Source organism: Brotaphodocola sp. (genome assembly GCF_050873365.1).
GTDB lineage: Bacteria > Bacillota > Clostridia > Lachnospirales > Lachnospiraceae > Brotaphodocola.
In genome coordinates, this window is sequence record NZ_JBNMIQ010000010.1 from 37886 (window position 1) to 64811 (window position 26926).

20 protein-coding genes are annotated in these 26926 nt (G+C 47.4%); 4 read left to right on the top strand and 16 right to left on the bottom strand.

What is annotated here, in order from left to right; translation table 11 throughout:
* Positions 1 to 46 precede the first annotated feature (46 nt).
* Complete coding sequence (locus ACR0QT_RS06940; protein WP_432630098.1) at positions 47 to 910, bottom strand: LysR family transcriptional regulator; 864 nt, start codon at positions 908 to 910, stop codon at positions 47 to 49.
* A 133-nt stretch (positions 911 to 1043) separates the two neighbouring features.
* Here ACR0QT_RS06940 and ACR0QT_RS06945 point away from each other — a divergent pair, with 133 nt between their 5' ends.
* Complete coding sequence (locus ACR0QT_RS06945) at positions 1044 to 2408, top strand: MATE family efflux transporter (RefSeq protein WP_432630099.1); 1365 nt, start codon at positions 1044 to 1046, stop codon at positions 2406 to 2408.
* A gap of 179 nt (positions 2409 to 2587) precedes the next feature.
* Here ACR0QT_RS06945 and ACR0QT_RS06950 read toward each other — a convergent pair whose 3' ends face one another.
* Both ACR0QT_RS06950 and ACR0QT_RS06955 read right to left on the bottom strand, forming a co-directional pair.
* A complete protein-coding gene (locus ACR0QT_RS06950) occupies positions 2588 to 4012 on the bottom strand; it encodes an aryl-sulfate sulfotransferase (RefSeq protein ID WP_432630100.1) in 1425 nt (474 codons plus the stop codon).
* 181 nt (positions 4013 to 4193) lie between these two features.
* Positions 4194 to 4508: a thioredoxin family protein gene (locus ACR0QT_RS06955; protein ID WP_432630101.1), complete on the bottom strand. Its 315-nt coding sequence runs from the start codon at positions 4506 to 4508 to the stop codon at positions 4194 to 4196.
* A gap of 221 nt (positions 4509 to 4729) precedes the next feature.
* Here ACR0QT_RS06955 and ACR0QT_RS06960 point away from each other — a divergent pair, with 221 nt between their 5' ends.
* On the top strand, positions 4730 to 5893 hold the full coding sequence (locus tag ACR0QT_RS06960) for an NAD(P)/FAD-dependent oxidoreductase (RefSeq protein ID WP_432630102.1): 1164 nt from the start codon (positions 4730 to 4732) through the stop codon (positions 5891 to 5893).
* A 71-nt stretch (positions 5894 to 5964) separates the two neighbouring features.
* On the opposite strand, the gene ACR0QT_RS06965 is transcribed toward ACR0QT_RS06960, so the two are convergent.
* Positions 5965 to 7257: an SLC13 family permease gene (locus tag ACR0QT_RS06965; RefSeq protein ID WP_432630103.1), complete on the bottom strand. Its 1293-nt coding sequence runs from the start codon at positions 7255 to 7257 to the stop codon at positions 5965 to 5967.
* Between the two features lie 258 nt (positions 7258 to 7515).
* Here ACR0QT_RS06965 and ACR0QT_RS06970 point away from each other — a divergent pair, with 258 nt between their 5' ends.
* Both ACR0QT_RS06970 and ACR0QT_RS06975 read left to right on the top strand, forming a co-directional pair.
* On the top strand, positions 7516 to 8901 hold the full coding sequence (locus ACR0QT_RS06970; RefSeq protein ID WP_432630104.1) for an MmgE/PrpD family protein: 1386 nt from the start codon (positions 7516 to 7518) through the stop codon (positions 8899 to 8901).
* 124 nt (positions 8902 to 9025) lie between these two features.
* Positions 9026 to 9961 (top strand): LysR family transcriptional regulator, encoded by a 936-nt coding sequence (locus ACR0QT_RS06975; RefSeq protein ID WP_432630105.1) that lies wholly within the window; start codon positions 9026 to 9028, stop codon positions 9959 to 9961.
* 112 nt (positions 9962 to 10073) lie between these two features.
* Here the strand turns inward: ACR0QT_RS06975 and ACR0QT_RS06980 are convergent, their stop codons facing one another.
* The 12 genes from ACR0QT_RS06980 to ACR0QT_RS07035 all read right to left on the bottom strand — a co-directional run bounded on the left by ACR0QT_RS06980 (position 10074) and on the right by ACR0QT_RS07035 (position 26904).
* Positions 10074 to 11660, bottom strand: a complete 1587-nt coding sequence (locus ACR0QT_RS06980) for a serine hydrolase domain-containing protein (RefSeq protein WP_432630106.1) — start codon at positions 11658 to 11660, stop codon at positions 10074 to 10076.
* A 94-nt stretch (positions 11661 to 11754) separates the two neighbouring features.
* On the bottom strand, positions 11755 to 13209 hold the full coding sequence (gene gtfA, locus ACR0QT_RS06985; protein ID WP_432630107.1) for a sucrose phosphorylase: 1455 nt from the start codon (positions 13207 to 13209) through the stop codon (positions 11755 to 11757).
* 1 nt (position 13210) lies between these two features.
* Complete coding sequence (locus ACR0QT_RS06990; protein ID WP_432630108.1) at positions 13211 to 14185, bottom strand: LacI family DNA-binding transcriptional regulator; 975 nt, start codon at positions 14183 to 14185, stop codon at positions 13211 to 13213.
* A gap of 257 nt (positions 14186 to 14442) precedes the next feature.
* Positions 14443 to 15315, bottom strand: coding sequence for a carbohydrate ABC transporter permease (locus ACR0QT_RS06995; RefSeq protein WP_432630109.1), 873 nt, complete (start codon positions 15313 to 15315; stop codon positions 14443 to 14445).
* Positions 15315 to 16199 (bottom strand): carbohydrate ABC transporter permease, encoded by an 885-nt coding sequence (locus tag ACR0QT_RS07000; RefSeq protein WP_432630110.1) that lies wholly within the window; start codon positions 16197 to 16199, stop codon positions 15315 to 15317. The genes ACR0QT_RS06995 and ACR0QT_RS07000 overlap by 1 nt, the downstream gene beginning before the upstream one ends.
* Before the next feature lie 185 nt (positions 16200 to 16384).
* Complete coding sequence (locus ACR0QT_RS07005; RefSeq protein WP_432630111.1) at positions 16385 to 17722, bottom strand: ABC transporter substrate-binding protein; 1338 nt, start codon at positions 17720 to 17722, stop codon at positions 16385 to 16387.
* 402 nt (positions 17723 to 18124) lie between these two features.
* The gene (locus ACR0QT_RS07010; protein ID WP_432630112.1) at positions 18125 to 18571 is read right to left on the bottom strand and encodes an RrF2 family transcriptional regulator; all 447 of its coding nucleotides are present in this window, start codon (positions 18569 to 18571) and stop codon (positions 18125 to 18127) included.
* 5 nt (positions 18572 to 18576) lie between these two features.
* On the bottom strand, positions 18577 to 19512 hold the full coding sequence (cysK, locus tag ACR0QT_RS07015; protein WP_432630113.1) for a cysteine synthase A: 936 nt from the start codon (positions 19510 to 19512) through the stop codon (positions 18577 to 18579).
* A gap of 307 nt (positions 19513 to 19819) precedes the next feature.
* Positions 19820 to 20422, bottom strand: a complete 603-nt coding sequence (locus ACR0QT_RS07020) for a metallophosphoesterase family protein (RefSeq protein WP_432630114.1) — start codon at positions 20420 to 20422, stop codon at positions 19820 to 19822.
* A gap of 92 nt (positions 20423 to 20514) precedes the next feature.
* Positions 20515 to 22434: a BMP family ABC transporter substrate-binding protein gene (locus ACR0QT_RS07025; protein WP_432630115.1), complete on the bottom strand. Its 1920-nt coding sequence runs from the start codon at positions 22432 to 22434 to the stop codon at positions 20515 to 20517.
* A gap of 227 nt (positions 22435 to 22661) precedes the next feature.
* Positions 22662 to 25808, bottom strand: a complete 3147-nt coding sequence (locus ACR0QT_RS07030) for a DEAD/DEAH box helicase (RefSeq protein WP_432630116.1) — start codon at positions 25806 to 25808, stop codon at positions 22662 to 22664.
* A 307-nt stretch (positions 25809 to 26115) separates the two neighbouring features.
* Positions 26116 to 26904 (bottom strand): sulfite exporter TauE/SafE family protein, encoded by a 789-nt coding sequence (locus ACR0QT_RS07035; protein ID WP_432630117.1) that lies wholly within the window; start codon positions 26902 to 26904, stop codon positions 26116 to 26118.
* Positions 26905 to 26926: the final 22 nt, after the last annotated feature.

Here is a 26926-nt window from a genome sequence, read left to right on the forward strand (position 1 = left end):
AAACCTCCGATCATCAGATTTTTAAGTCTGACGATCAGAGGTTTTCTCATTTTCTTTCACTGCTTTCCTCCATCATCTCCAAAAATGCCTTCACCTCAACCGGCATTCTTCCCTTTCTCCATACAAGCAAAATCTCGGTTGCAAGGTCTGCATCCTCGACCTCCCACGCTTTCAACTTTTCCGACTGTTTCAGCATCGAAGCCGGAAGAATCGCAATCCCAAGTCCCTTTTCCGCCATAATGATCGCCGTGCGGGCATCCTCACAGGCACAATAAAAATCCTGCACCACACCGGCTTTTTCAAATGCTGAAAGCATGTATTTTTGATAGCGACGGGAAAGAATCAGTGGCTGATCGATAAGTTCTCGTAAGGATACAGAAGTCTTTCCCGCAAATAACGGATACTCCGGAACTGCCATCGCCATCAATCGTTCCTTTACAAGTGATTTTGTCTCACAGCCATTGAGTGCAATCGGGGTTCGCAGTGTCGTGATATCAACCTGCTGATTCTCAATCTGCTCTTTCAACGTAAAGGTAGATCCCTCGTGAATATCAAATCGAATCTTCGGATATCGCTGTGCAAATTTCATCAGATAATCCGACATCATCGAGACCGTGGACGGTGTCAGACCGATATGCAGGGTGGTTGCTTGACTGGATTTTATGACTTCACTCTTTGTCAGCTCCGTAAGCGTCAGAATCTTTTCTGCCTGCTCGTAAAGGGTCTTCCCCGCCTCTGTCAGTGTGATTCTCTTTGTTCCGCGCAGAAAAAGCGACACCTTCAACTCTTCTTCCAGCATTTTAATCTGGTAACTGAGCGGTGGCTGTGTCATATGCAGTTCTCTTGCCGCACCGCTGATCGTCCCGGCGTCCACAATCGCGCGAAAATACTCCAGTTGTTTGATTTCCATTTCATTCCCCATAATATATAAATTTTATTTAATACCGATATAAATTCAATAATCTACATATAGTTTAACGCTTGCTATACTTGAAATCAAGAAAAAAATAATAAATAAAATAAAGGAACAAAGGAGAACTTCCATGAAACGAGTTGATTTTGAAAATGGAACGATAACCGGCAACATCCTCGGGGCAACCCTCCCCATGCTTGTCGCCCAGATTCTAAACTTACTGTACAACATCGTGGATCGCATCTACATCGCCCGCATCCCGGAAAGCGGAACGACCGCACTCGGAGCTGTTGGACTGTGCTTTCCACTCATTGTCATTATCACCGCATTCTCCAACCTCTTCGGAAGTGGCGGTGCGCCCCTCTTTTCCATTCAGAGAGGAAAGAAAGATCCACAGAAAGCCACACACATTATGGCGACTTCGTTTACCATGCTCTGTTTCAGTGCTCTTATTCTGATGGGAATCGGACTAATCCTTTCTCGTCCGCTTCTGATTCTATTCGGAGCATCCGAAAACGCCATGACCTACGCTCATCCTTATCTGATGCTTTACCTGATCGGCACGCTCCCATCCATGATTGCGGTAGGAATGAATCCGTTTATCAATGCGCAGGGCTACTCCCTGATTGGAATGTTTTCTGTCACAATCGGAGCGATCGCCAATCTGTTGCTTGACCCCCTCTTTATCTTCGCACTTGGCTTGGGCGTCCGTGGCGCTGCGATTGCAACTGTCATTTCCCAGTGCCTGTCCGCTCTCTTTGTGTTCTATTTCCTCACAAAGAAGGCAGAGCTGAAACTGCGTTTTCTTCGCAGAGCAGAATGGAAAGATTCGGTCGCTTCTGCAAAAGAGATTATCAGTCTTGGAACTGCCGGATTCATCATGCAGTTGACAAACAGTCTTGTGACGATCTGTTGCAACCATGTTCTTTCCGTCACCGGAGGCGACATCTACATCTCCGTCATGACGATTGTGTCGAGCGTCCGTCAGCTCGTGGAGACCCCGATCTATGCGATCACAGAGGGTTCCTCCCCGATTTTAAGCTACAATTACGGTGCCAGACGCCCTACGCGTGTAAAGAATGCCGGAGTTGTCATGGGACTCTTGATTCTCGGTTACACCGCTATCATGTGGAGTCTTATCATCCTGATTCCGGATACCCTGATCCGTGTTTTTAGTTCCGACGCACAGCTGGTACAGGATTCCGTTCCTGCATTGAAACAATACTTTGCTGCATTTATCTTCATGGACCTGCAATACTTCGGGCAGACTGTATTTAAATCCTTGAACAAAAAGAAGCAGGCAATCTTCTTTTCCCTGCTCCGCAAAGTCTTTATCGTTGTCCCGCTGACCTATTTGATGCCCTACGCACTTCACATGGGCGTCTCCGGAGTCTTCCTGGCAGAACCGGTATCCAACCTCATCGGCGGAAGCCTCTGCTTCATCACGATGCTTTGCATGGTACTTCCGGAGCTCAAACGGATGGAAGAAGAATAAGAATCGTGAATCGTGATAAAATAAAAATGTCGAAACCTATCCAAACTTATTGAAACTATTCGCTTGAATTTAACCGTAGAACCCAGAAAAAGGCGTGTGAAGAAATTCCTCACACGCCCTTTTTTCTATGATTGACTCAACTCTTATTCAGATACGCATTCCCTATCTTATAATAGTTTTTATACCTGACCATCGGTTACGCAGGCATCAATCTTTGCAGTGTATCCCAGAGTGCCCTCTACGGTGGTCATCTCGGTGATCTTGCTGTCAGATGCGCCCGGTACACGGAAGTCATGGTTGTCCAGTCTTACAACCGGGGTCTCAACCGGCTTCTCCAGCTGTGGAACGTAGTCATACGGATAACGGTAAGCACGGTATACCATCTCACGCATGCCCTTGAACGGTGCGATGAACTCCCAAACAACTTCCTTGTCCGGAGTTACCTCGAACATTCTCATGTAGCAACCCTCACAGATCAAGGTGTTTCCGTTAGGCAGACGCTGTGCGGAGCTGATCAGCGGGCTGTAGAACTTGGAGTCTGCAACGATACCCATCATACCGCCAAAAGTACGTCCGGAGAACTCCCAAACAACTTCCAGAGTGGTCGGGTCAATTTCCAGAACACGAGAGTGGTCACGCAGATCTGCCTTACCACCATCACGGCTGCAACGGCTCGGCATGCCATATCCAGCCCATCCACCGTTATCAAACAGAAGGATGTTGCCCTCGCCCGGAAGTCCCTTCGGGATCATATGGCAGTGATGCTGACCGATGATCTGACCGATGATTCTCAGCTCTTTGGACTCAGTGAAGTCCGGACCGATCTTCCAAACGATCTTACCGGTCTTCTTGCTGATGATTGCCATGATGTTAGCCTCACGAGCATCCCAGATGATGTTCTCCGGGTTGAATCTCTCATCGCCTGCATCATACCACTTGTTCGGTCCAAGTACGCTCATGGAGTTGATGTGCATCCAGTCACTCTGTCCGCCACCATTCTCATGGATGTTAGGGTTACGAGCCAGAACGTTCTTTGCGATCTCGCTGAAACCTAACTCGTTGAAGTGCTTGTTTGCATGCCACTCCCAGACGATATTGCCTTCCCAGTCAACCTCGATGAAGACATCATCCAGCAGACGATGCTCACTGATCTTCTTGTTGTAAACATCCTCATGGCACAGGATCAGGGTATTACCACTCTCAGTCTTTGCCTCCATACCCGGAACATAGTAACCAACCGGGTTACCCTCTCTCTGGTAATCATGGTGCTGACGAGCGATCCATCTCTTGTCACCGTCATCATCTACGAGTTCTTTCTTATCGAACTTCCATACAACTTTACCATCCCAGTCAACCTCAACGACATCGGTCTGGTCCTGATAACCGAACTTCGGATCACGCAGTCCTAAGCTACCCATCAGATAACCACCCGGAAGCAGTTTGTTCGGGAATCCCTGAACATCCTTCCAAACCTTCTTGACATTACCGTTCATGTCGACCAGAACAGCACCAATTCCCTGACACTGCATCAGCGTGTAACCGCTCCATGCCTTCTCCGGATCATAAATTGTTGTTCCCATCGGGTATACATTGTAAAGTCCCATTGCGAAAACCCTCCTTCTATGATTTCTTGGTTTTTTAATTTTTTATTTATCTTTTGTCAGACCTTCCCCAAAGAAAAAATCTGCCAGAATTCTTATTATTAAGTAATTTAGTAATTAAGTAGTACTCTTATCTCTTACCTTATCTCTTATCTGAAATTAAGAATTAAATTCATTCAGAGATTTAGATGTACTTCTCAATCATGTCGGCGTACTCGTCTTCCTCATGATTGCCAGCCAGCTTCTCCTGAAGTTCGCCGTTATCGAAAATGCAAACCTGCGGAACGCCCTTCATCATCATCTTCTCAAATAACTGCTGCTCTTCTTCTACATCGATCTCATAAAACGGAAGTTTTCCTTTATAATCTGCTTCCAGATCGTCCAGAATTCCATGAATACCCTGACATACATGACAGCTCTTTCTGGAAAATACAACCAGACAGGTCTCTCCATCGTTTTCTACATACTCACGAAATGCAGTTGTATTTAACTTCTTCATGATATCTTCCTCCTATTAAAAAACACGTCTTAATGCGCTTTTTTTCTCATGTTTTTCAAATGTTTTACTGACATTGATAATAGTATAACATTTTCTTTGTACATAAACAATAACATATGCTATGGATTTTTCAGAAAAATATGATAAAATACTGATGTAGACTGTCGTGATGAAATAAAAGCGCAGAACTGTATTGTTTTTTGAAGTCTGGAGGGGATATTATGGATGCAATGTATGATCTGATTATTATTGGAGGCGGTCCGGCAGGACTCGCAGCTGGAATATATGGCGGACGCGCACACTTGAAAACTCTGATTCTGGAAAAGGGAACGGTCGGCGGACGTGCCTACACAACCCGTGAGATCGTAAACTACCCGGGTGTCGCTGACACCTCCGGTCCGAACCTGACCCAGGGTATGGCAGAGCAGGCAGAAAGCTTTGGCGTAGAGATCAAGCGTGAGCCGGTAAAATCAATGGATGTAACCGGAAATGTCAAGCTCGTCAACACCCGCAGACACCAGTACGGTGCAAAGGCAATCGTCATCGCAACCGGAACTTCTGCCCGCGTACTCGGAATCCCGGGCGAGCGTGAACTGACCGGTCAGGGCGTTGCCTACTGCGCAACCTGCGATGCAGAGTTCTTTAAGGATCAGCACGTTGTTGTTGTTGGAAGTGGCGATCAGGGTATTGAGGAAGGCATGTACATCACCAAGTTCGCAAGCCGTGTCACCGTTGTCGTTCTGCACGACGAGGGAATTCTCGACTGCAACCGTGAGTCCGCTGCCAAGGCGTTCCAGAATCCGAAGATGGATTTCATCTGGAACAGCGTCCTCGCAGAAGTTTGCGGTACCGATGAGGTTACCGGTGTCAAGATCAAGAATATGAAGACCGGCGAGATCACCGATTTCCCGTGCGACGGAGTCTTCTTCTTCGTTGGCATGATCCCGGAGACCAAGTGGTTGCCAGAGGAGATCGCAAAGGATTCCCGCGGTTGGCTTCAGGTCAATGACCGCATGGAGACAAGCGCACCGGGCGTGTACGCTGCCGGCGATGTCCGCGAGAAATATCTGCGTCAGGTATCGACCGCAATCTCCGATGGAGCTGTCGCTGCCACCGCAGCAGAGCGCTACATCGAGGATGTCGATGATTTCGAGAAGCGTGTTCTCGGTCAGGATGATTCCGTTGTCCTTGGCTTCTGGAGCCCGGAATTTGAGGGAAGCCTCGATGCAATCGGCAAACTCTCCACTGACAAGACTGTGATGGAGATCGATACCACCCGCAACAAGTATCTCGTAAACCGCTACCACATCGCTCTCGATGAGAATCATCCGGCTGTTGCTATTATGGTCAACAACCAGGGCGAGGTTGTGGAGACACTTCTGTAAATCAATAAACACAAAGGGGCTTTCATATCTGCAAGTATTTTTTGCTGATATGAAAGCCCTTTTTTCTTTTCCTATCCTAACGGATAAAACAAAGCAATATAAATAATGGATTCTATCGCACAGATCACAGTCAATGGTAGTCCAGACTTTACATAATCCATAAAGCGGTATCCACCAGGTTCTACGGCCATGGAATTCGCCGGCATGGCTACCGGGGTAACTACGGCAATGGAAGCTGCAAAACGAACAGCAATCAAAATCGCTTTCGGACCAATTCCAAGACTTTCTGCCACTACCAGGGCAATTGGCGTAAACAAGATAATGGTTGCAGCATTGGACATAAAGTTTGTCAGCGGTGTAATAATCAGGAAAATTAGGCACAGGATCAAAACCGGACTATTAATACTTCCTAGTACTTTTAATGCGCCGTTCGCAATTAGATCGGCTGCACCAGAATTCGTCATGGCTGTTGCTACCGGAACCATGGCTGCATAAATGATAATTCCACTGATCGGAATCGAATGGGCTGCCTCTTTTACGGTTAAACATCTACTTCCCACTGCAATCATCGCACCGATAATGGCGATAAAATGTAACGGAACACCAATCTGCTTTTCAAAGATCATACCAAGGAACGTTCCAACCATCAGACATAAACTTAACACCCGTTTCCATTTTGGTACATCGGAATAATCCTTTTTCTGATTGCTATTTCCATCGAAATTATCCTCATTATACGGATGGTCGGGTAAAAGGTTATAACCAACCGTTGCCAACCAGATTGCTGAGCTCACCAGACAGATCAATGAAAGTGGCGCAAACTCAAAGAAACTCATGGTTTGTCCAATGTTTAAACCTTCCAGAGTCTCTTTCAGATAAGGACCAGAAGTCGTTCCAACGATGGTGATACCACCGCCAAAACAGCAACCTACAATAACAGGATACATTAATTTAGAACGTTTCATCCCCGTTGTGGCGCACATGCCCAAAATAAGGGCAATCAAAAGTGCTGCTGCACCTGTATTCGATAAGAAACCGGACATAATGCCAGAAAATAATACTACTACAAAAACCAGATGACGTTCATTTTTCGATGCTTTTGTTAAAAGCTGGCCAATCTGCTCTGCGCCTCCTGTTTTAAATACCGATTCCCCAATAATAGCCATAGCTGCAATAATCATGGCTGTGCTACTGGAAAATGATTTTAATGCCGTACTGGCATCTACTGCCCCAATCAGATAAAAACTTACTGCTACCCCCATTGCGGTAACTGGAAGCGGAAGCCATTCCGTTATAAATAGAACCAGCGCTACCAGAATGATCAGAATTACCGCAATCGCAAGGAATTCAGAACCAGCTAACATAATCTACCTCCTGTATATTCAAACTCTCTTTTGTCAACTTTTGTCAAATACCTTCTTTATTTCGTTATCCCTGAACAATGCATTGTATCGTTGATGACAATATCATACAGCAAGAAATTCTTATTGAAAATTCACAAAAAGTTGCACCCCTTATAACCAAAAATCATTGACAAAAAGTTATATCCGTTCAAACTTTTAATCATTTTTCAAGACCAGCAGACCCCCTTATAATACAGGCAAAAAGGAGGTATGAGTGTTATGAACGAATTACAGAACCTGGCTACCTTTGTAAGCGAAATAAAATTAGAGAACGTTCCAAAGGAAGTGGTAGCAGCAGCAAAAATGTGTATTCTGGATACTTTATCAACTGCTCTTGGAGGTGTCACCAATTCCATGTTCCAATCCATCAAAGAGGTATATTTGAAAACCGAAAAAGATGGGAATGGCGGAATTTCTCTTTGGGGAGATAAGCGGGAGGCATCCCTGCGAACAGTTACATTTTTAAATGGAATGTCTGGTCATATTCTTGAACTAGATGATGTTCACATTAATTCTAAAACTCACATCGGAACGGTGGTGATCCCAGCAGCATGGACACTGGCTCAGTATCTTCAAAAATCGGGAAACGATCTGATTGAAGCGGTAATCTGTGGATATGAAGTTATGGCAAGAATTGGTATGGGATTTGGCGTATCCAGTCACAGAAACTTAGGCTGGCATGTCACGGGAACTGCTGGAACGTTCGGTTCAGCAGCAGCCTGCGGAAAACTTCTTGGTTTTACGCCCGCTCAGATGACCGCCGCTTTCGGTCTTGCAGGAACTCAGTCCTGTTCTACCTGGGCATTTTTATCTGATGGCGCTACCAATAAGATCCTTCATCCAGGACGCGCCGCTGTAAGTGGACTGGAATCCTGTCTCTTAGTAAAAGGAGGCATGAGAGGTTCCGCTCATATTTTAGACGCAGAAGATGGCGGTATTTTCCCGATGATGTCCCGGGAGTATGATTACAGTATGGTAGACAAAGATCTTGGTGCTGTTTACGAGATATTAAATGTGGATAAAAAGCCATATCCTTGCTGCCGAAGTACCCACTGTGCCATTGAAGGTGCCTTAAATTTACGAAAAACCTATCACATCGATCCGGAAACTATCGATCATGTAGAGGTTTATACCTATCTAGTAGGTTTAAAACAGTGTGGTCTGTCCAATTCCAGCAAAGAGCCACACGCTGCTACGGAAGCAAAATTCTCCACTCCGTATCTGGTTGCTACCGCATTCTTAACCGGTAAAGTAGGGTTATCTGATTTCGAACAAGCTAAGATCAACAACACGAAACGGCAGGAACTGCTGAAAAAGGTTGTCATCAAGGAAGACCCAATCTTTACTGAACGTTACCCGCATCATTGGGGATGCCGTGTGGAAGTTACCCTAAAGAATGGTTGTACTTATAGCCAGGAAATCAAAGACGCTTCCGGTAGTGTTACTGCTCCACTTACTCCAGAACAGATGACTGCCAAGGCATTATCTTGTTGCGAAATTTATCATTCAGAACAGGTAAAAGAACTCGTTTATACCCTGTTAAATTTGGAAAGTTGTTCTGTTCTGCCGGATTTATCCGCGTTGAAGCCAGTAACACAGCCATAAAACTATGAAATTGTAAGCGCCCACACTGTTTTAGAACCCCCTGATTTAAATTGATCATTTTGCAAAATATGTTATAATATTTTTCGGAATAAAGTTGTGGGAATTTACGCAGGAGGTACGACATATGAACAAATTAGATTTAGAAAAAATCATCGCGATTGCGGAAGAAGGGAGTATGGCTCGTGCCTCCCAGAAATTATTCATCACTCAGCCAGCATTAAGCAAGTCTTTAACCAAGGTGGAGGAAGAATTAGGCGAGGTTCTTTTTATGCGCCGTCCGTCCGGACTGGAGCTGACTTACGCGGGAGAATGCTTTATAAAAAAAGCTTATCAAATTTTAAAGCTTTACAGTGATGTTGATATGGAATTCTGTGAGTTAAATCAGATGCGGAAAGGTATTTTAAAAATAGGTTCTGCCGATCGATTAGGTGCACTGGTACTTCCGGAATTACTAAAGAAATTCCATGAGCGCTATCCCAATATTCAGATCGAGATTGTAGAACAAAACAGTATAAAACTTGAGGAAAGCCTGTTGATGGGTGCACTAGATCTGGCAATACTCTGTCTTCCCCTGAAGAATCATAATGTCAAATACAAAGTTTTCTCCGAAGACCCCATTTATGTGGCAGTGCCTTTGGGTCATCCCTTAAATCAGAAGGCCTATCAGAAAGACGGGGAATCCATGCCATATCTTCCTATGGAGGCGCTCCAGAATCAAACGTTTCTTTTGACCCATCCTTCTAAAAAAACCCGGATGGCAGCAGATCGCCTTCTTTCTAACTTAAACGGTCAGTACCAGATTGCCATGGAGTCCTTAAATATCGAAACCATCATTCGCTTGGTAGCCAGTGGTCTCGGTATTTCTCTGGTTCCAGGTATTTTTTCTCGGACCTACCGCACCGGCGATAAGGTCAACTATTACCGACTGGAGGAAAAATACGAGCCGATCTGGCAGTGGGCCGTGATCTATAATGACAACATCGATAGCCTGACCAGACCGTCCAGAGAATTGTACCACATTCTTTGCGATGAAGGGTGTTGTTTTCCAGACTATATCTAAACAGATCTAAGCATATTTTGTTTAGTAGCATAACCTGATTATACCACGAACGCCGGGCGTTTCGAAGCTCGGCGTTTTGTGTTGAGGATATAAAAAAATTTAATTTTAATCCCTACATCCCCTTTTCTATCGTACACAGATAACTTACCTGTTCCGGCTTTCCATTTCTTCGATCCCACGGACCGCTGTACAGGCTGACGATTGCGTTTGCCTCATCTTCCTTCGGCTCGATCGTGAATACCTGATAATACTCTCCGTTCACCATGCGGATCTGCATCTCAAGTTTTTCTTCTTTTGTCCATCTCACCGCTGTCCATACTCGATAATCGCCCCAGAGCGTGCAGAGAAGTCCCTCTTCCGGCGCTCCCTCTCCGACAGGCAATTTCGCATGATTTCGGTTATCTTCGCTGAGTAAGAACAGTTTTCTATTCTCCCGCACAAAACGAAGTTTTTGAATGCCGTTTCTCTGCTGTTCGGTCCATGTTGAGGTAAAGAAATTTTTAACTCTGCCCTTTGAGAGCACGGACTCTCTGTTCTCAGGGAAAATCAGATCCCGGTCAAGCAGTGCCTTCCAAAGCACTTCTGCCCGCTCCGCACTCACCTGATCTTCCATTTCCCACTGAATATGAAGCGTCTCTTTTATCTTTTTAAGTTCCGCCTCAGTCTCCATCTGATTCTCGGAAAGCTCGTCCGCCTTGATCTCTGCCTGACTCCCCGAATGCCTGTCTGCTTTGATTGCCGGAAGAAGATCTTTCCAGATCAGGCGAAGAATCTCCTCGGTGACGCCCTCTCCGCAGGTCGTGATCACTGCGGTATCCAGATCCTTGAACACAACGCCAAACTGACCATACATGCCGTCAAAACGGAACGTATTCGGCACCTGACACATCCAAACCTGAAATCCGTATCCGCATTTCCAGTCCTCCCAGTCCGGATTTGAACCATCCTTTGAGTCGGCAAACTGAACGCACGTCATTCTCTCCACCCAGTCTTTTGGAATCAGCTGTTTTCCATTCCAGCATCCCTTATTCAGATAGAGCTGTGTGATCTTTGCCATATCCTCGGTCTTCAAATGGCTTCCGCCACCGCCCTGATCTTTTCCAGACGTACAGGTATCGCAGGAGACACCAGTGATTCCAAGATGGCGGAAGACGCGAAGCTCAAGAAACTGAAACAGATTGTAACCGGTCACGCGCTTCACGACTGCCGAGAGCATGTTTGTTCCCATCGAATCGTACAGAAATACCGTTCCCGGGCGATTGACGATCGGTTGAGTAAGAAAAGTCTTCACCTCATCGTCACAACCGTGACGGTCCGGCACTGACGCATGACCGCTCGTCATCGTGAGCAGAGTCCACAGCGTGATCTCATCGAGAAGTCCATTCTGGTGATCCACCTCATACTCCGGAAAATAGGAAATCAGCGGGTCATCCAACGAGATGCGTCCCTCTCCCTCAAGAATTCCGATTGCAGTTGCCACAAGTCCTTTCGTGAATGAGTGCATCAGATGTTCCTCTTCTAACTCATACGGAGCCCAACTGCACTCATAGGCAACTTTGCCATGTCTGACAAGCATAAATGTGTGAAGGTGATAACCACCCTTTTCTATGTCATCGAGAAATGCCTTCACCCCTGCGCTGTCAATTCCAACTTCTAAAAGACTGCACCGTTCCAGATGCGCCTGTTCCTCTATTCTCATCGCTCTTCTCCTCTCTCAAATCCGCTCGAACGCAATGTCTTCAATTTATCCAAATGCTCTGTGATTCTGATTCTCACAATCTAATGAATATTCTTTAACAGAATTCTTTTTCGTTTCCATCTTCCGTGTAGGTAATTTGGCTCACTTTTGATTTCAGATCTGTATGAAGCTCTGCCCACTCGTCTCCATTTTCCCAACGCACAGCAAGCGTGTACGGATCGCTGTCAAGCAGATGCATTTCTCCGTTAAATGCCGGATGTGTGTTGCGAAGCTCCATCATGCGGAGCAATTTTGCGACAACCGGGCGCTTTACCTCCTCACCCACCTGCTCAAGCGTATAGTATCTGCGGTTGATGTCGCGTCCCTCTCCGCTTTCTCTCAAAAGTTCCTCGTCATTGATTCCGGCAAGCATTCCCATGTAGTAGACCATCGGGATTCCCGGGGTGAAGAACTGGATTGCTCTCGCACTCAGATATGCCTCATCGTCCTCTCCAAGTGCCGAGTAATAAGAACAGTTGACCTGATAAGCGTCGAAGTAAGTGTGGGAAGATTTCGTGCTGATTCCGCGGGAAACCGGACAGATTGAGTAAATCTTCTCGAGCGTCCGACGAATCTCCTCGTCCGGAAGCAGATGATAGGTATCCATAACGCCGATTCCATCGTGAGTATCAAGCGTCGTAAACTGATTCTTCGGGCAGATCTTCAGCCAGTTTTTCAGATAAATCGCATCTCCAAAATGAAGAGCCTGAAGAACAAGAAGAGGAAGCGCAAAATCATAGGTCGCATAACCTCTTGCGTCAAGTTTCAGCTGAGTAAAATACGTCTCATGAATCTCCGGGAGCACATCGATTCCGTATGGTTTTAAGAAATCTCTCTGTTCATCGAGAAGTTCCCATACCTGCGGTTCCAGGAAGAAACAGCTCGTGTCCGGGCGTTTTGTCGCATAACCGAACGCATCCAGACGGATCAGTGCAGCGCCGTGCTCCGTCAGAAATCTCAAATTATCCTGGATAAATTCCTTTACAGCCGGCTTTTCACAGTCAATATCAATCTGCTCGGAGCTGAATGTACTCCAGATCTTCTCCGTCGTGCCATCTGCAAACCGGGCATCCACCGACGGGCCTCCGTCCTTTCTCTTGTAAATCTTTTCAAGCTGTTCTGCGGTCGGTTCTCCTCCCTCCCAGAACTCCTTAAAGCGAATAAAGAAATCCCGATACGGCGAAGCGTCCTTTTTCTCGAGATAGTCGAGATACTCCGGACTGTGTGCTGACACATGGTTGATCATGTAGTCATACATCAGATAATACTTCGATGCCAGTCGCTCAATGTCTGACCAGTCACCAAATGCAGGATCTACTTTCTTGTAAGTGATCGGTGCAAATCCCCGGTCTGCCGAAGAGGGGAAAAACGGAAGAATGTGAAGACCTCCGATCGCCTTTCCAATCGATTTGTCGAGAACTTCCTCCAATTCTTTTAAATTTTTTCCCATGCTGTCTGCGTAAGTGATCAGCATAATCTGATTTGTCACTTTTTTCTTCGCCTTTTCCATATCAGGTCGTTCTCCTTTCTATAAATGTCACTGGAATTGTCTGAGTTTCCGGAACTTTTTCTCCTGCAATCAGCGCCACAAGTGTGTCCATCGTCGCCTTCACAAGATCTGGAATATTCTGGCGGATCGAGGTCAGTGGCGGATAGACAAGACGGCTCAAAATCACATCGTCGTAGCCGACAATCTTGATCTCATCCGGAATCTTGTATCCGAGTGAAAATGCCATCTGAATGCACTGCGCTCCGATGATATCGGAACTTGCAAAAATTCCATCCATATTTGGATTTTCGTTAAATACCTGGGAGACAATGCGGGAGTACTCCATTGTCTTGAGCATCTCCTCATCCGCGGAATATACCTTGCAGGATGCGCCCTGTCGCTCACACTCCCGGATAAACGACAGCGTTCTCTCATCTGCGGAGAGGTGAAGATTTCTCTGACCACTGATCGTCACAAGGTTTCTGCATCCCCTCGCCAGAAGATGACGCGCCGCTAAAAATCCGCCCTGAGCATTGTCTGACAGAATCGCGGGAAGTCCTGCAAACACATTCTCAAGCGTCACTGCCGGAACCTTCATATCCTCAAGGAAATCACTTCCCATCGAGTGAGAGGCATAGATAATCCCATCCACCATCGTCCGGCGCAAAAGTCCGACGCTGTGTTTCTCTTTCTTATAATCATAATCCGAGGCAGATACCATCAGTTTGTAGCCTCTTGTGTAGGAATCATACTCAAACGCGTGAACCAACTCCGCGAAAAACGGATGCTGAATACTCGGAACGACGAGTCCGATGATGTTGAGACTGTTCTTTCCAAGCGCCCTCGCCACATCGTTCGGCATATATCCAAGCTCCTCCATCGCGCGCTTCACCGCCGTCTTCGTGTTCTCGCTAAGCGGTCCCCGATTGTTCATCACTCTCGACACGGTTGTGACAGAAACTCCTGCCCGCACTGCTACATCTTTAATTGTCACCATCTGTATCCCCTCCAAAATTCCAGCAACGTCTCTCTCTTTCCTTTTTCTGAACTTTCTCTTCTGAGCTTATTTCTCTGAACTTATTTCTCTAAGCCTACTTGGCGCATAGTTCATCGCTCATAAAATTGGTTCGCCTTATTTCTATGTTTTGCCTTATTCTTATTTTTTCCCGTTGCTTTCTCTCTTTTATTGCCGAATCTCAATCTCTTATCGATCTCTTGACTCGAGAAAATTTCAGCATTTCAGGATACATTGTATCATGATTTGACAGCACCTGCCACTACACCGCCAATAATATATTTTTGCAGGCAGATGTACACGACAATGATCGGGGCTACGATCATCACGAGTGCTGCCATGATCTTTCCGAGATCATTCGAGAAGGTTCCGTAGAATGTGCGGATTGCAAGCGGAAGGGTGTACAGCGTCTTCTTTCCGAGAACCAGATTCGGAAGCAGGTAATCGTTCCAGAGTCCGAGCAGATTCAGAATCAGAATCGTGGAAAGAATCGGTTTCATCAGCGGAAGTACTACTTTGAAAAAGATCTGAGGTCTGGTACATCCATCGATCTTTGCCGCCTCCTCAAGCGCCATCGGCACATTCGTCTTGATAAAGCCGTGACACATGAAAATCGCCATTCCCGTTCCGAATCCCAGGTTCATGAAGATCAGCGTCGCTCTTGAATTCAGGATTCCAAAGACATTTCCGTAAATCGAGACAAGCGGAATCATGATAACCTGAAACGGAACTACCATATAGGCAACCATCAGTGCAAAAAAGATCTTGCATGCGAGCCAGTCCGTCCGGACAAAGAGATAAGCTGCCATCGACGAGAACAGAAGAATCAGAATTACACTGACTCCGCTCACCAGAATACTGTTAAAGAATGCAGATCCGAAATCCATCTCCGTAAATGCCTTCACATAGTTGACAAACTGAAATCCCTTGTCATCCACAAGTGCCAGCGGATTCTTGACGATGTTGACCTTGCGCTTTAAAGAGTTGATGATTACCATGAAAAACGGAATCATATAAAACAGAAACATCAGAGTGACAAAGATTGTCTTTGCAACCTGCTCCACAGTCTTCTTTGTTCCGCCAACCTGCATGGACTTTCCTGCTTTTGCCATTATGCTTCCACCTCCTTGGATTTTCCCATCGAGATCTGAATGAATGCGATGATTCCCATCACAAGAAACAGAACAAGTGCCTCAGCCTGTCCCAAACCGTACTGATGATTCTCAAATGCCTGCGTGTAAATGTGCATTGCTGCGAGCTTTGTGCTGTCATACGGACCACCTGCCGTCAGGGAGAGGTTTAAGTCATAGACTTTGAAGCATCTCGTGATTGACAGAAACAGACAGGTGACAAATGCCGGAACCATCATCGGCATCCGAATGTAGCGGGTCAGCTGGGAGGCATTTGCTCCATCGATTCGCGCCGCCTCAAGAAGATCGGTCGGAACACTTACAAATCCGGAGATATAGATCAGAAGCATGTATCCCGAATACTGCCAGGTCGTGACGATGACAAGTGCGGCAAATGCTCCACCCGGAGAGGACAGCCAAGATTTTGCAAAAATCGGAAGGGAAATCACATTTCCGAGATCCACCATAACTCTCGAAAAAATGAACTGCCAAATGTATCCGAGAACAATTCCGCCGATCAGGTTCGGGGTGAAAAATCCTGCACGCAGGAAATTCTGTCCCTTGATTCCGCTCGTCAGAAGATAAGCCAGTGCAAATGCCAATGCATTAATAAAGACAACCGACAGCGCCACATACTTGACCGTAAGCCAAAGCGAATTCCAGAATGCTCCATCCTGAAAGACTGCTATATAGTTTGTCAGACCTACGAACGGCTTTGCGTTTGTGAAACCATCCCACCCGGTAAAGGTCAGGTACACACCGTAAATCATCGGGATGATTACCACAAGAACAAAGGAAATCACAGCCGGTCCTGCAAAGATCAGGAATGTTCCGCATTTCCTTCCAAAACTTTCTTTCGCTTTCATATTGATCCAAACTCCTTTTTAATTCCTGTTATCCCAAAACAGGCACCGGGTCGAAAGACATCTCTTCCGCTCCAGTGCCTGTCCTCCGATGAAGAATCCCGAAACTCAGGATTATTTCCAAGTTAATGCTTCATGGTTCATGACTTGTGATTCATGACTTGTGATTCATGATTCGTAATTCGTCATTAGTGATTCTTCCAGTAATCATCCAGATAACCTGCAAGTTCTGCTCTATCCAGCTCTCCTGCCAGATACTTCTGCATGTAAGCAGCCAGTGTGCTTCTGTGATCAGACGGGATCGGAACGTAAGCATTGACCTTGCCCTCATCAACATATTTCTTTACGCTCTTGTTGAAATCGTTCGTCATATCCAGCTTGATGTTGCTGAATGCCGGAACCAGGTTACACTTGTTGACAATCAGATCTTGACCTTCCTCGTCATATACAAGCCAGTTGAGGAAATCTTTTGCTGCCTCCTGCTGTTCCGGAGTTGCCTTTACATTGTCGATTGCGATGAACTTCGTTGCATTTGCATTCAGCTGACCCGCAGAGGTGAAATCACCATTTACCGGGTACGGCATGATTCCATAGCTCATGCTTCCATCTACATACTCCTTGGTATCCGGCCATGCCCAGCTTCCGTTCAGCCAGAAAGCGGACTCACCCTCAGCGAGATAGCTTGCATTCAGATCGTAGTCTGCTGCGAGCGGATCTGCCTTGTTGATGTTGTTGTCAATCAGCACATCCATCGTATCATAGAGAGCATTGAATACGGCATCATCCTCAAAGTTTGCCTTGCCCTGTCTTACCTCATCGAGGAAAGCAAGTGCATCCTCTGCCTTTCCGGTGTGCATCTTGTAGATGTACTGTAAGAAGTGCTGTCCGATCGACCAGTCCTCAGAGTTTAAGATCACCGGGCTCTCCATTCCGCCCTCTTTCAGCTTCTCAAGAAGAGGCTTGAACTCGTCGAGTGTCACATAATCCTCCGGCTTGAACTCCTCACCGGTGATCTCCTCAATCGCCGTCTTGTTGTAGATCAGACCTGCTGCCTCGATACACAGCGGGAAACCATAAAGATTGTCATCTACCTTGATGCCGAGCAGATCGCCACCGTCTGCAACCCACTTCTCATCGTTGAGCGGGAGCAATTTCTCCGCTGCAACATCCTTGATATTGGAATAATCTCCAATGATCAGCGTCGCCGGATCACCTGCCGCATACTTCTGCGCAATCACCTCGCCCGGCTTGTCGGTGCTGTAAACCTCGATCTCGACACCGGTCTTCTGCTGGTAATCTTTCACAGCTTCCTCAAGCGCATCTTCGATCTCCGGTTTGCTGTTCATCATCGTGAGTTTCACGCCCTCACCAGATGCAGAAGAAGACTCGGATGCAGATTCACTGCCTGCCTCAGCAGAAGTGTTCTCCGCTGTTGTCTCAGTGCTCTGTCCGGAAGAACATCCCATCACGCTACCTGCCGTCATCGCTACTGCCATCGAACATGCTACCAATCTTCTCAGTTTCATTTTGTTTCCTCCTCACTTTTGAATCTCTTCCGTTTGTTTCTCTGTGCCTATAATATAGAGCATTTTTATATAAATGTCAACCGTTCTCATAATTTTATTTTGTGCATTTTCATATTATTTTTGCTATACATCTATAGTTTTTGCCTTATAAGTGGCTTTTTACCCTGTTTTTTAGCTGTTTTTAACGGTTTTTTAGCGATTTTACCGTGTGGTTATTCGTGTTTTTTGCTGTGTGTTGTTTTTGTTATGTCAATCGTTTTCACACTGAGGTAGAAAAGTAAAACCTTACGTTTCAATCATGATAAGCTCCGCTGACGAGAAAGTCTATACAAAAAAGAGTCCCTGACTCCCCGCACTTCTTATGCTGGGAAATCAAAGACCCTTTTCTCAAATCACATTTAATTAGATATAATACATATCACTGCCGTAGGCGCTGTACTCTTCTGCCTCTTTGACAAGATCGGCGAGTGTAAGTTGTGTGAGAATCTTCTCCATCGCCTGATTCACCTGATCGACAATCAGTTTCTGCACGGCTCTCGGTGCGCCCTGGGACTTGCAATTCTCCGGGATCTCCTCGTTCTCGAGGCAAAACGAACCCTCAAGCACCGTCACAATGTCTGCCACACTGATCTCTTTCGGATCACGGCTCAAGAAATATCCGCCCTGCGGTCCTTTGACGCTCCTTACAATCCCCGCTTTCCTGAGACTCGCAAATACCTGCTCCAGATACTGCGGAGAAATTCCGTTGCGCTCTGCCACATTTCCAAGCGCCACCTGCTCATCCCGTGAATGGATCGCCAGATCGATCAGTGCCCGAAGTCCGTATCTGCTCTTCATGGAAAGCTTCATGAGATTTACTCCTCTCCAAACAGAGGGGTGGAATAATAGCGGTCTCCGTTATCCGGAAGCAGAGCTACGATCGTCTTACCCTTGTTCTCCGGACGCTTTGCAAGCTGGATTGCACCGTAGAGAGCTGCGCCGGAAGAGATTCCGACTAAAACGCCCTCTTTCTTTGCAAGCAGTTTGCCGGTTGCAAATGCATCCTCGTTTGCTACGGTAAATACCTCGTCATATACCTTGGTGTTCAGGACATCCGGAACGAAGCCTGCGCCGATTCCCTGAATCTTGTGCGGACCGCTCTTGCCCTCAGACAGTACCGGGGAGCTTGCCGGCTCAAGTGCTACGATCTTCACGTTCGGATTCTGAGACTTCAGATACTCACCAACACCGGTCAGAGTACCGCCGGTACCAACACCTGCGATAAAGATGTCTACCTGTCCGTCCGTATCGTTCCAGATCTCCGGACCAGTTGTCTTTCTGTGGATAGCCGGGTTTGCCGGGTTCGTGAACTGTCCCGGGATAAAGCTGTTCGGGATCTCCTTTGCGAGCTCCTCAGCCTTTGCGATTGCGCCCTTCATGCCCTTAGCACCCTCAGTCAGAACAAGCTCTGCGCCGTATGCCTTGAGGATGTTTCTGCGCTCTACGCTCATCGTCTCCGGCATCGTCAGGATCAGACGATATCCTCTGGATGCTGCGATCGATGCAAGACCGATACCGGTATTTCCGGAGGTCGGCTCGATGATGACAGAACCCTCTTTCAGGATTCCCTTCTCCTCTGCATCCTCGATCATTGCCTTTGCGATACGATCCTTAACGCTTCCTGCCGGATTGAAGTACTCCAGCTTTACCAGAACCTTTGCCTCAAGTCCCAGCTCCTTCTCAATATTTGTCACCTCTACGAGAGGGGTATTTCCAATCAGATTCTGAACTCCCTTATAAATATTAGCCATATTCGTTCCCATCCTTTCACTGATTTGATTTTTCATAATTGTTTTGCGCCTTCACAGCTACAAAATCCATCCAACTCTTTATTCTCGAGTTATCCTATTCGTTTACTAGGAATTGTCTGTATTATAATCCCGCTTTACCTATTTGTCAAGTATGTTTTATAGGTTTTATTTTTAGTTTTTATAATCATCTGATTTCCCCTCCAATGCTCAACTCTTCCATCCGCTTCACCTTGAAAAGGATTTTCATCCAAAAAGAGATTCCCAAAAAGGGAATCTCTTCTCACAATTCTTATTCTCACACGTTTTCTCACGCTTCCGGATACTCGATGATATAGTGATCATAAGCGTTGATGACTGTCGTATTCTGATACTTGTCCTTGCGCTTAAACCCCTTTCCATAGGTTGCATGGACATGACCGTGAACGAAGAGCTTCGGCTGATACTTCTCAAGCAGTTCAAGAAAGCAGGCAAAACCCTGATGTGGAAGATCCTCCATATCATTCAGTCCCTTCGCCGGGGCATGGGTGACTAAAATGTCAAATCCCTTGCGTCTGCGAAGTTTCAACCAGAGATGGCGAATCCGCTTCTCCATCTGTTGTTCCGTGTACTGATTCACAGCGTCCTGACGGTAACGCATCGAACCGCCGAGTCCAAGAATCCGAATTCCTTTGTACACATAGATGTCATCCTCAATGCAGATACATCCGCCAATCCGCTCTTCTTTGTTCCAGTGATCGTGATTTCCCAGCACATACAGCACCGGCGCACGGCTGACTGAGGCAAAAAAATCAAGATAATTTCTCCTCAGATCCCCACATGCCAGAATCAGATCAATATCTCTGATCTTTTCCGGATCAAAGTGCTCATATAACACCTTGGATTCGTCGTCTGCCAGTACCAATATTTTCATAATTTTTTCCCCTTGCCCTGTCTCCTCATTTTTCTGTTTCAGGCACACTTAAAACATTTTCTGTCTCTCTGCTTTATTCAACACGTTTATATTTAGACATGCTCCAGTTTCAAGCGAATCTGCGGCTGAATCTCATCCCGGAAATACTCGACAGGCGGAATCTCTCCCACGATATTCTCAGCCAGCCAATCCATCCGCACAATCTCCTCCGGTGTCAGACTGCGTCCTTCTTCTCCAACGATAATTCCATTCTGAGCGGAAATCGGTCCCTCAAACGGCTGGAACGAGCCACTGCGGATTGAACTCTTAAGGAAACGAATCAAACGTTTTGTGTACTGTGGCAAATTCTCCGTACATACCACATCAAGCACATCGGCAGACATGCCCCACCAGAAATTGACTGCCTTCTTTCCCTTCAAATCCTTCGAGTCGAGTGCTCCACGGCAGATCAGGCGGACAATGCGCTCATAAAATTTCCCCCAGTCATTGAGCGTTGTCGCCAAGTTCTCAACCTTTCCGTTCTCGCACCGATGGAAGAGACCAAACTCTCTCGATGCCATATTCGGCGTGATCATATCATTTCCGGAGATATACCGGATTCCCTCTTTCTCCCAATCCACGGTGTCGTACTCCGGACGGATGCCCGACCAGCGCAGATAAACCTTTGCGCGCGGATTGATCATTCTCGCACCCATCGCAAACGCGTTGATACTGCTGATTCTCCCATAGCTCGGGAAATCGCCGAGATAGCCGAGCTTCTCCGAATCACTCATCGCCGCTGCCAGCGCTCCCATCAAGAACTTCGCCTCATAGATACGCGTGTAATAGGTATAAATCGAAGTATAGGAAATATTTACGGAACAGTTGAAGAAGCGGACGGATGGATGATCCAGCGCCGACTTCACACAGGAAAGTGCCATCTGGGGCATTGTCGCAAAGATTACGTTGCATCCCTCTTTCACTGCCTGCTCAATCGCCTGATCAACCTGTTCCTCGGTCTCCGCATTCTCAAAAATCGCCGTCTTGAGTCTTCCATCGAAACACTGTTCAAGATACATGCGTCCAAGCTCCTGTGAGTAGACTCTGCTCGAGTGTTCACGGTCACGCGCATAGATGAAACCAAGTTTGAGCATCTCCGGCTCGATCGACGGGCGGAACCAGTCCATCAGGCGGGACGGCGCTGCCGCCTCTGCCTCTTCTGGCTGTTGAACGACCGCAATCTTTCCACCGCGAGACTGCTGAAGCAGTTCCTCCCAGATCTTGTTCAAATCCTGCGTCATCTGATCCGCTGTGCGATCTTTGATCTCCTCATATCCATAAATCGTCACATAGTCAAGAAAGGCATCCGATGCCGTCATCTCCATATCTTCTGAGCGTTTTTCCTCAAATACCTTTGTGAAACGATCATGCGCACTCTTGAAGTACTGTCTCTCGTCCTCCGTCCAGACCTCATCCGGCTTCTTTCCCATCGCCTCGAGAAGCTGATTGTATCGCCCCTCCTCGCTGAACCAGACATCCGAGTTGAAGGACACCTGATAGAAATCAAGAAATTCATAGTAGAGCCGGATGTCCTTGTCATCTGTCCGTCTCGGAATCAGGCGGATCACCGATGCCGAAATGCTGTATGCATGCACATATTTGAGGACGCTGACGCGCTTGTTTCCCTCCTGCACATAGTAGCGGTTCATAAACTCATAAGCCACAATCGGATCATGGATTCCCTCTTCGACCTGATGATCGTAGAGGTGAGCCCACTTTGCACCAAACTCCGTCTTCTCCCCGAGAAGTGGCATGAAGTTGCCGGCAAACGCCTCCGTCCTTCCCTGTGTCTTCGTTCCCACAATCTTCTCAAGCGGAACATCGATCACGCCAAGATTCACTTCCGAGACAATATCCGTGTTCGCAAGAATCTGATCCAGCACCGGAAGATACGGGTACTCACCTTTTGAAACCGCGAGCTGATACTGTTTTCGTCCCTGACGAAGCGCACCGATGTAATCATATAAAGCCATGTTCTTCTGCCATCCTTTCTGTCTGTTTTTCTGTATATCTGTGTTTCTGTGTTTTTATATTTCCGTTTTTTATATTTCTGTTTCCTGTGTTTCGTTTTTTATTTTATTTTTCAAGTCGACGCTCGCGGAGACTTGGCGCGTGATTTTGGTCAGCTCTGCTGACATCTTCCCATCAAAATCACTGCGCATCCGCTCTGAGTTATATTTTGTTCGTATATTGAATATCACTACGACAACAGCTTCAACAGTTCCTCCCTGCTCAAGGATGTCAGCGAGAGCGTCTCTCCCTCAATGACCTGGCGTGCGAGATCCTGCTTCTGCTCCTGAAGTTTGAGAATGCTCTCCTCGATCGTGTCCTTCATAATCAACTTAAAGACGGACACCTGTTTCTGCTGTCCGATTCGATGTGTGCGGTCGGTCGCCTGATTCTGGGCTGCGACATTCCACCACGGATCGTAGTGGATCACGATGTCCGCCGACGTCAGGTTCAGTCCCGTTCCGCCCGCTTTCAGCGAGATCAGGAAAATCGGCACCTCATCGGTCTGGAATGCACCTGCAAGCCGGATTCTCTCCTCCTTCGGCGTCGACCCCGTCAACATATGGTAGGAGATGCCCTCCTTCGTCAGACGCGTCGCGATTCGCTCTAACATCGAGGTAAACTGGGAGAACAGAAGGATCTTGTGACCTCCCGCAATTCCTCCCTGAATCAACTCGACACAGGTATCGAGCTTTGCGGAAGCTCCGCGGTAATTCGTGTAGCAGAGCGCCGGGTCGCAACAGATCTGGCGCAGTCTCGTGAGTCCCGCCAAAATCTGAATCCGGTTTTCCCCGATTCCGCCGTCCATATTCTGAATCTCCTCTTTCAACTGCATTGCCGCCGCACGATAGAGATCCTGCTGGGTCGCCTCCGCCTGCGAGTAGACCACAGTCTCGAGTTTCTCCGGAAGCTCCTTGAGGACATCCTGCTTCATTCGGCGCAGGATAAACGGTCCGGTCAGTCTTCTCAAATCTTCCAGTGCCTGACGGTCGCCGTCGCGCACAATCGGAAGTTCAAATTTCTTCTTAAATCCCGAGTAGGTGTGCAAAAATCCCGGCATCAGGTACTCAAAAATACTCCAAAGCTCACTAAGCCTGTTCTCAATCGGTGTTCCGGTCAGCGCAAATCTTGTCTGAGACTGGATCATCTTGACCGCCTTTGCGCCCTGAGTCGCCGGATTCTTGATGTACTGTGCCTCATCGAGGATCTGGAAGCGGAACTTTCGATCCTGATACCACATCACATCCCGCTTCAACAGATCGTAGGACGTGATCAGAACACCCGGGCCTACCTCCTTGAGCACAGCCTCACGCTCCCCTGCATTTCCTGCGACGGTCTGAACCGGAAGATCCGGTGCAAATCGCCGAATCTCCTGCTCCCAGTTGTAGACAAGAGATGCCGGGCAGACGATCAGAAATGCCGAGTCAGGATTTCTCTGTGCCTCATCGAGCAGGAGCGTAATCACCTGAATCGTCTTTCCAAGACCCATATCGTCCGCGAGAATTCCGCCAAAACTCCACGCATCGAGCGTTCTCATCCAGCGATATCCGGTCTTCTGATACTCCCTGAGCACAGGGCGAAGTGTCTCTGGGATCTCGTAGTCGCTGTCCTCGACCGACTTCATCCCGCGCACAAGTGCCTTAAACAGGTTGTCACGGTAAAATGTGATTCCGCTTCCCTCCTTGAGCACACTGTCAAGATAGAGCGCGCGGAACGCAGGCACGCGAATCTTCCCTTCTGCAAGCAGGGCACGGTCGACCTCAAGCCCATCGACAAGGCGGGCAACTGTGACCATTCCACCGGCATCGAGACGCAGAAACTCTCCGCTCTTCAAGCGATAGTACGGCTTTTTCGGATCATAACCCGCAAGAATCTTCTGAAACTGCTCCGGCGTCATTCCATCTGCCTCGACATCGAGGTTGAGCCATCCCTCCTGTGCCTGCACGCGAACCTCAACGGCAGGTGGCGGAAGCACGCGGATCTTCTTCGCCGAATCCGACACATAGACCTCGCCGAGCACCATGAACTCTTTCATTCCCTCGTTCAAGAGCCGATACATCGCATCGTCATCGTTGCGAATCAGCAGTGTCTGATTCTGCTCATCCTGATACTTAAAATAGCGCGTGATGACCTGACTGATCCGGAATTCTCCCGGAACATCCCTGCACACGGTTCTCGGAACCTTGTCATCCTCGATCGGCTGGAACGAGAAATCCCCGTAAGAGAGCACCGGCTTCATCGTCAGCTCTCCCGGTGCCGGGCTGTCAAACGAGAACGAAGCGCGAAGCTCCTGCGGTCGATAACTCTCAAGATCGATATCCTTGACTTCCATCTGCGTGTACGGAAGAATCTTTTTTAAGACACGCTCATAGAAAAGAGGCATATCCCGATCCTGAATCTCCATCGTGTGACTGCGCTTGTCCTTGAGCATCTGGGAGAGGAAAATATCCATCTGTGCCGAGACAACCGGCTCCATACACATCAGATGCAGACCGATTCCGACATACCAGCGCGTCTCGCCCGAAAATCCATAGAGGTTCTCATCCACATGGATCTTCACACCGTCACGTCCTGCGCGCTCGATCTGAACCGGAATCGGGATCAACTCTTCCCGCACCTTCATCTGCATGCTGTTTCCCTGAAGATCCTCAACCTCAAGCTCGCGCCCCTCCATCAGCTTAAAGAAGCGGTCGCGATTTCCCCGGCTCAAATTTAACTCTCGAAGTTCTCGGACTGTCACAAACGAGCTTTTCCGAAACTGCTCAAAATGCTCCTGATAGACATTGACAAGCTCCATCAAAAAAGCACAGAGCGGTCTGTCCTCCTCGACGAACGAGTCGAGGCTGTGGTGGAAACTCAGCGTCTTTCCATAAGAAATCTGGGTTCCGCTCTCAACCGCATGGACAAACTCCGCGAGATCTTTCACGACATACGTCCGATCCCGCCCGATCTTAAATTCGAGACTCGTTCCCCCGTCTCTCTTCAAAATCAGTCTCGGAATCAGGCGAATTCCGCGCACTTCTCCCTCCTGCACAATCTGGGCAACCTCACGGTTTGTGTATTCCCGAATCATTGTGCGGATCTCCTGGGAGGTCATGACCGGTCTGCCATTCTTGATCGCCTGTTCTTTCTGCCAGGCTTCCCAGACAAACTTTTCATGCTCACACATTACATATTTTTTCAAACCAGTCTTTACACAAGAACAAGAGTAGCCGTTCAGCTGACTACCCTTGACAAAAAGACTTATTTCATAATGATTGCCCGCGTCTTCTACCGACGCCTGAACCCCAAGTTCTCCTTTCCAGAAAGTGCTGGTTTTCATTTCGGTAATTTTCATACGGTTTTCCTTCCGGACGATCCGGACCAGATCGTCCAGTCTATCCTTTCACAGGCTGTATGTTATTGGAATTGTCCTCCATCAAAAAAGCCTTTAAATCCCCCATCTTTAAAGCGATTTAAAGCGAGGAGACATCCACTCTGAGTTTATCCTTGCATTTCCTTTTATTGTACTTGATTCCAGGTCATTTTTCAATACCGAAACGCTTCCGCGCCCCACTTCCTTCACAAAGAATTTTGTGTTGCTGTACATGGGTAGAAATTTTCTGAACGGAAAATTCCGTATGATACCGTGGTAAAAACAAACATTAGAAACGAATCAGCACGGCACCCGAGATCATCAGCATCACAATCACCGCGGTCTTCACTTTCTTTTCATCGAGTCGCCCTGCGCAGCCAAGTCCGACTCCAAGCCCTGCAATCATGCAAGGAATCAGGCAGATCGCCTGCTTGACTACGCTCGCTGTCAGGATTCCGGTTCCCGCATAGAGGACAAAGCGGTAAAGATTTTCAATCAGAAACACCACGCTGATACTTCCCCGAAACGTCCGGGTATCCTTCGTCGCCCGCCCGACATAAGCCGCAAGAAGCGCACCGATTCCAAACATTCCGCAGAGGATTCCGGAGAGAATTCCAGTGATCAGCATTCCAACTGCCGAGGCCTTGCTCGCTTTTTTGCTCTGACAATTTCCTGATCTCTCCGAGCCCCCACCTGCCTCTGCCTGTGCACTCTCTGCAAGTTTATTTTTTCTCTCGCGAAGAAGCATCTCCAGTGCGACAACGAAGACAACGACTCCAAAAATTGACTTGATCCGATCTACATTCAAATGTTTGAGCAGGACCACTCCGCCTGTGCTTCCCGCAAGCATGAAAATCGTCAGTGGCATCCAGATTTTCTTGTCCGCGTACTTGCGCTCCTTCCACACAAGAAATGCATTTGCGGGAATTCCGAGAATCAGCTCCACCGGCGAGATGTTGATGTTGTCAAAGCGAAAACTCAAAACCGAGGAAAATACAAGCGTGTTTGCAAACCCGCAAAATCCCTTCACAAAATATGCCAGAAACCCGGCGATCGCCATCCATACCATCCGACTCATTGTCATTCTCCCTTATATCCCT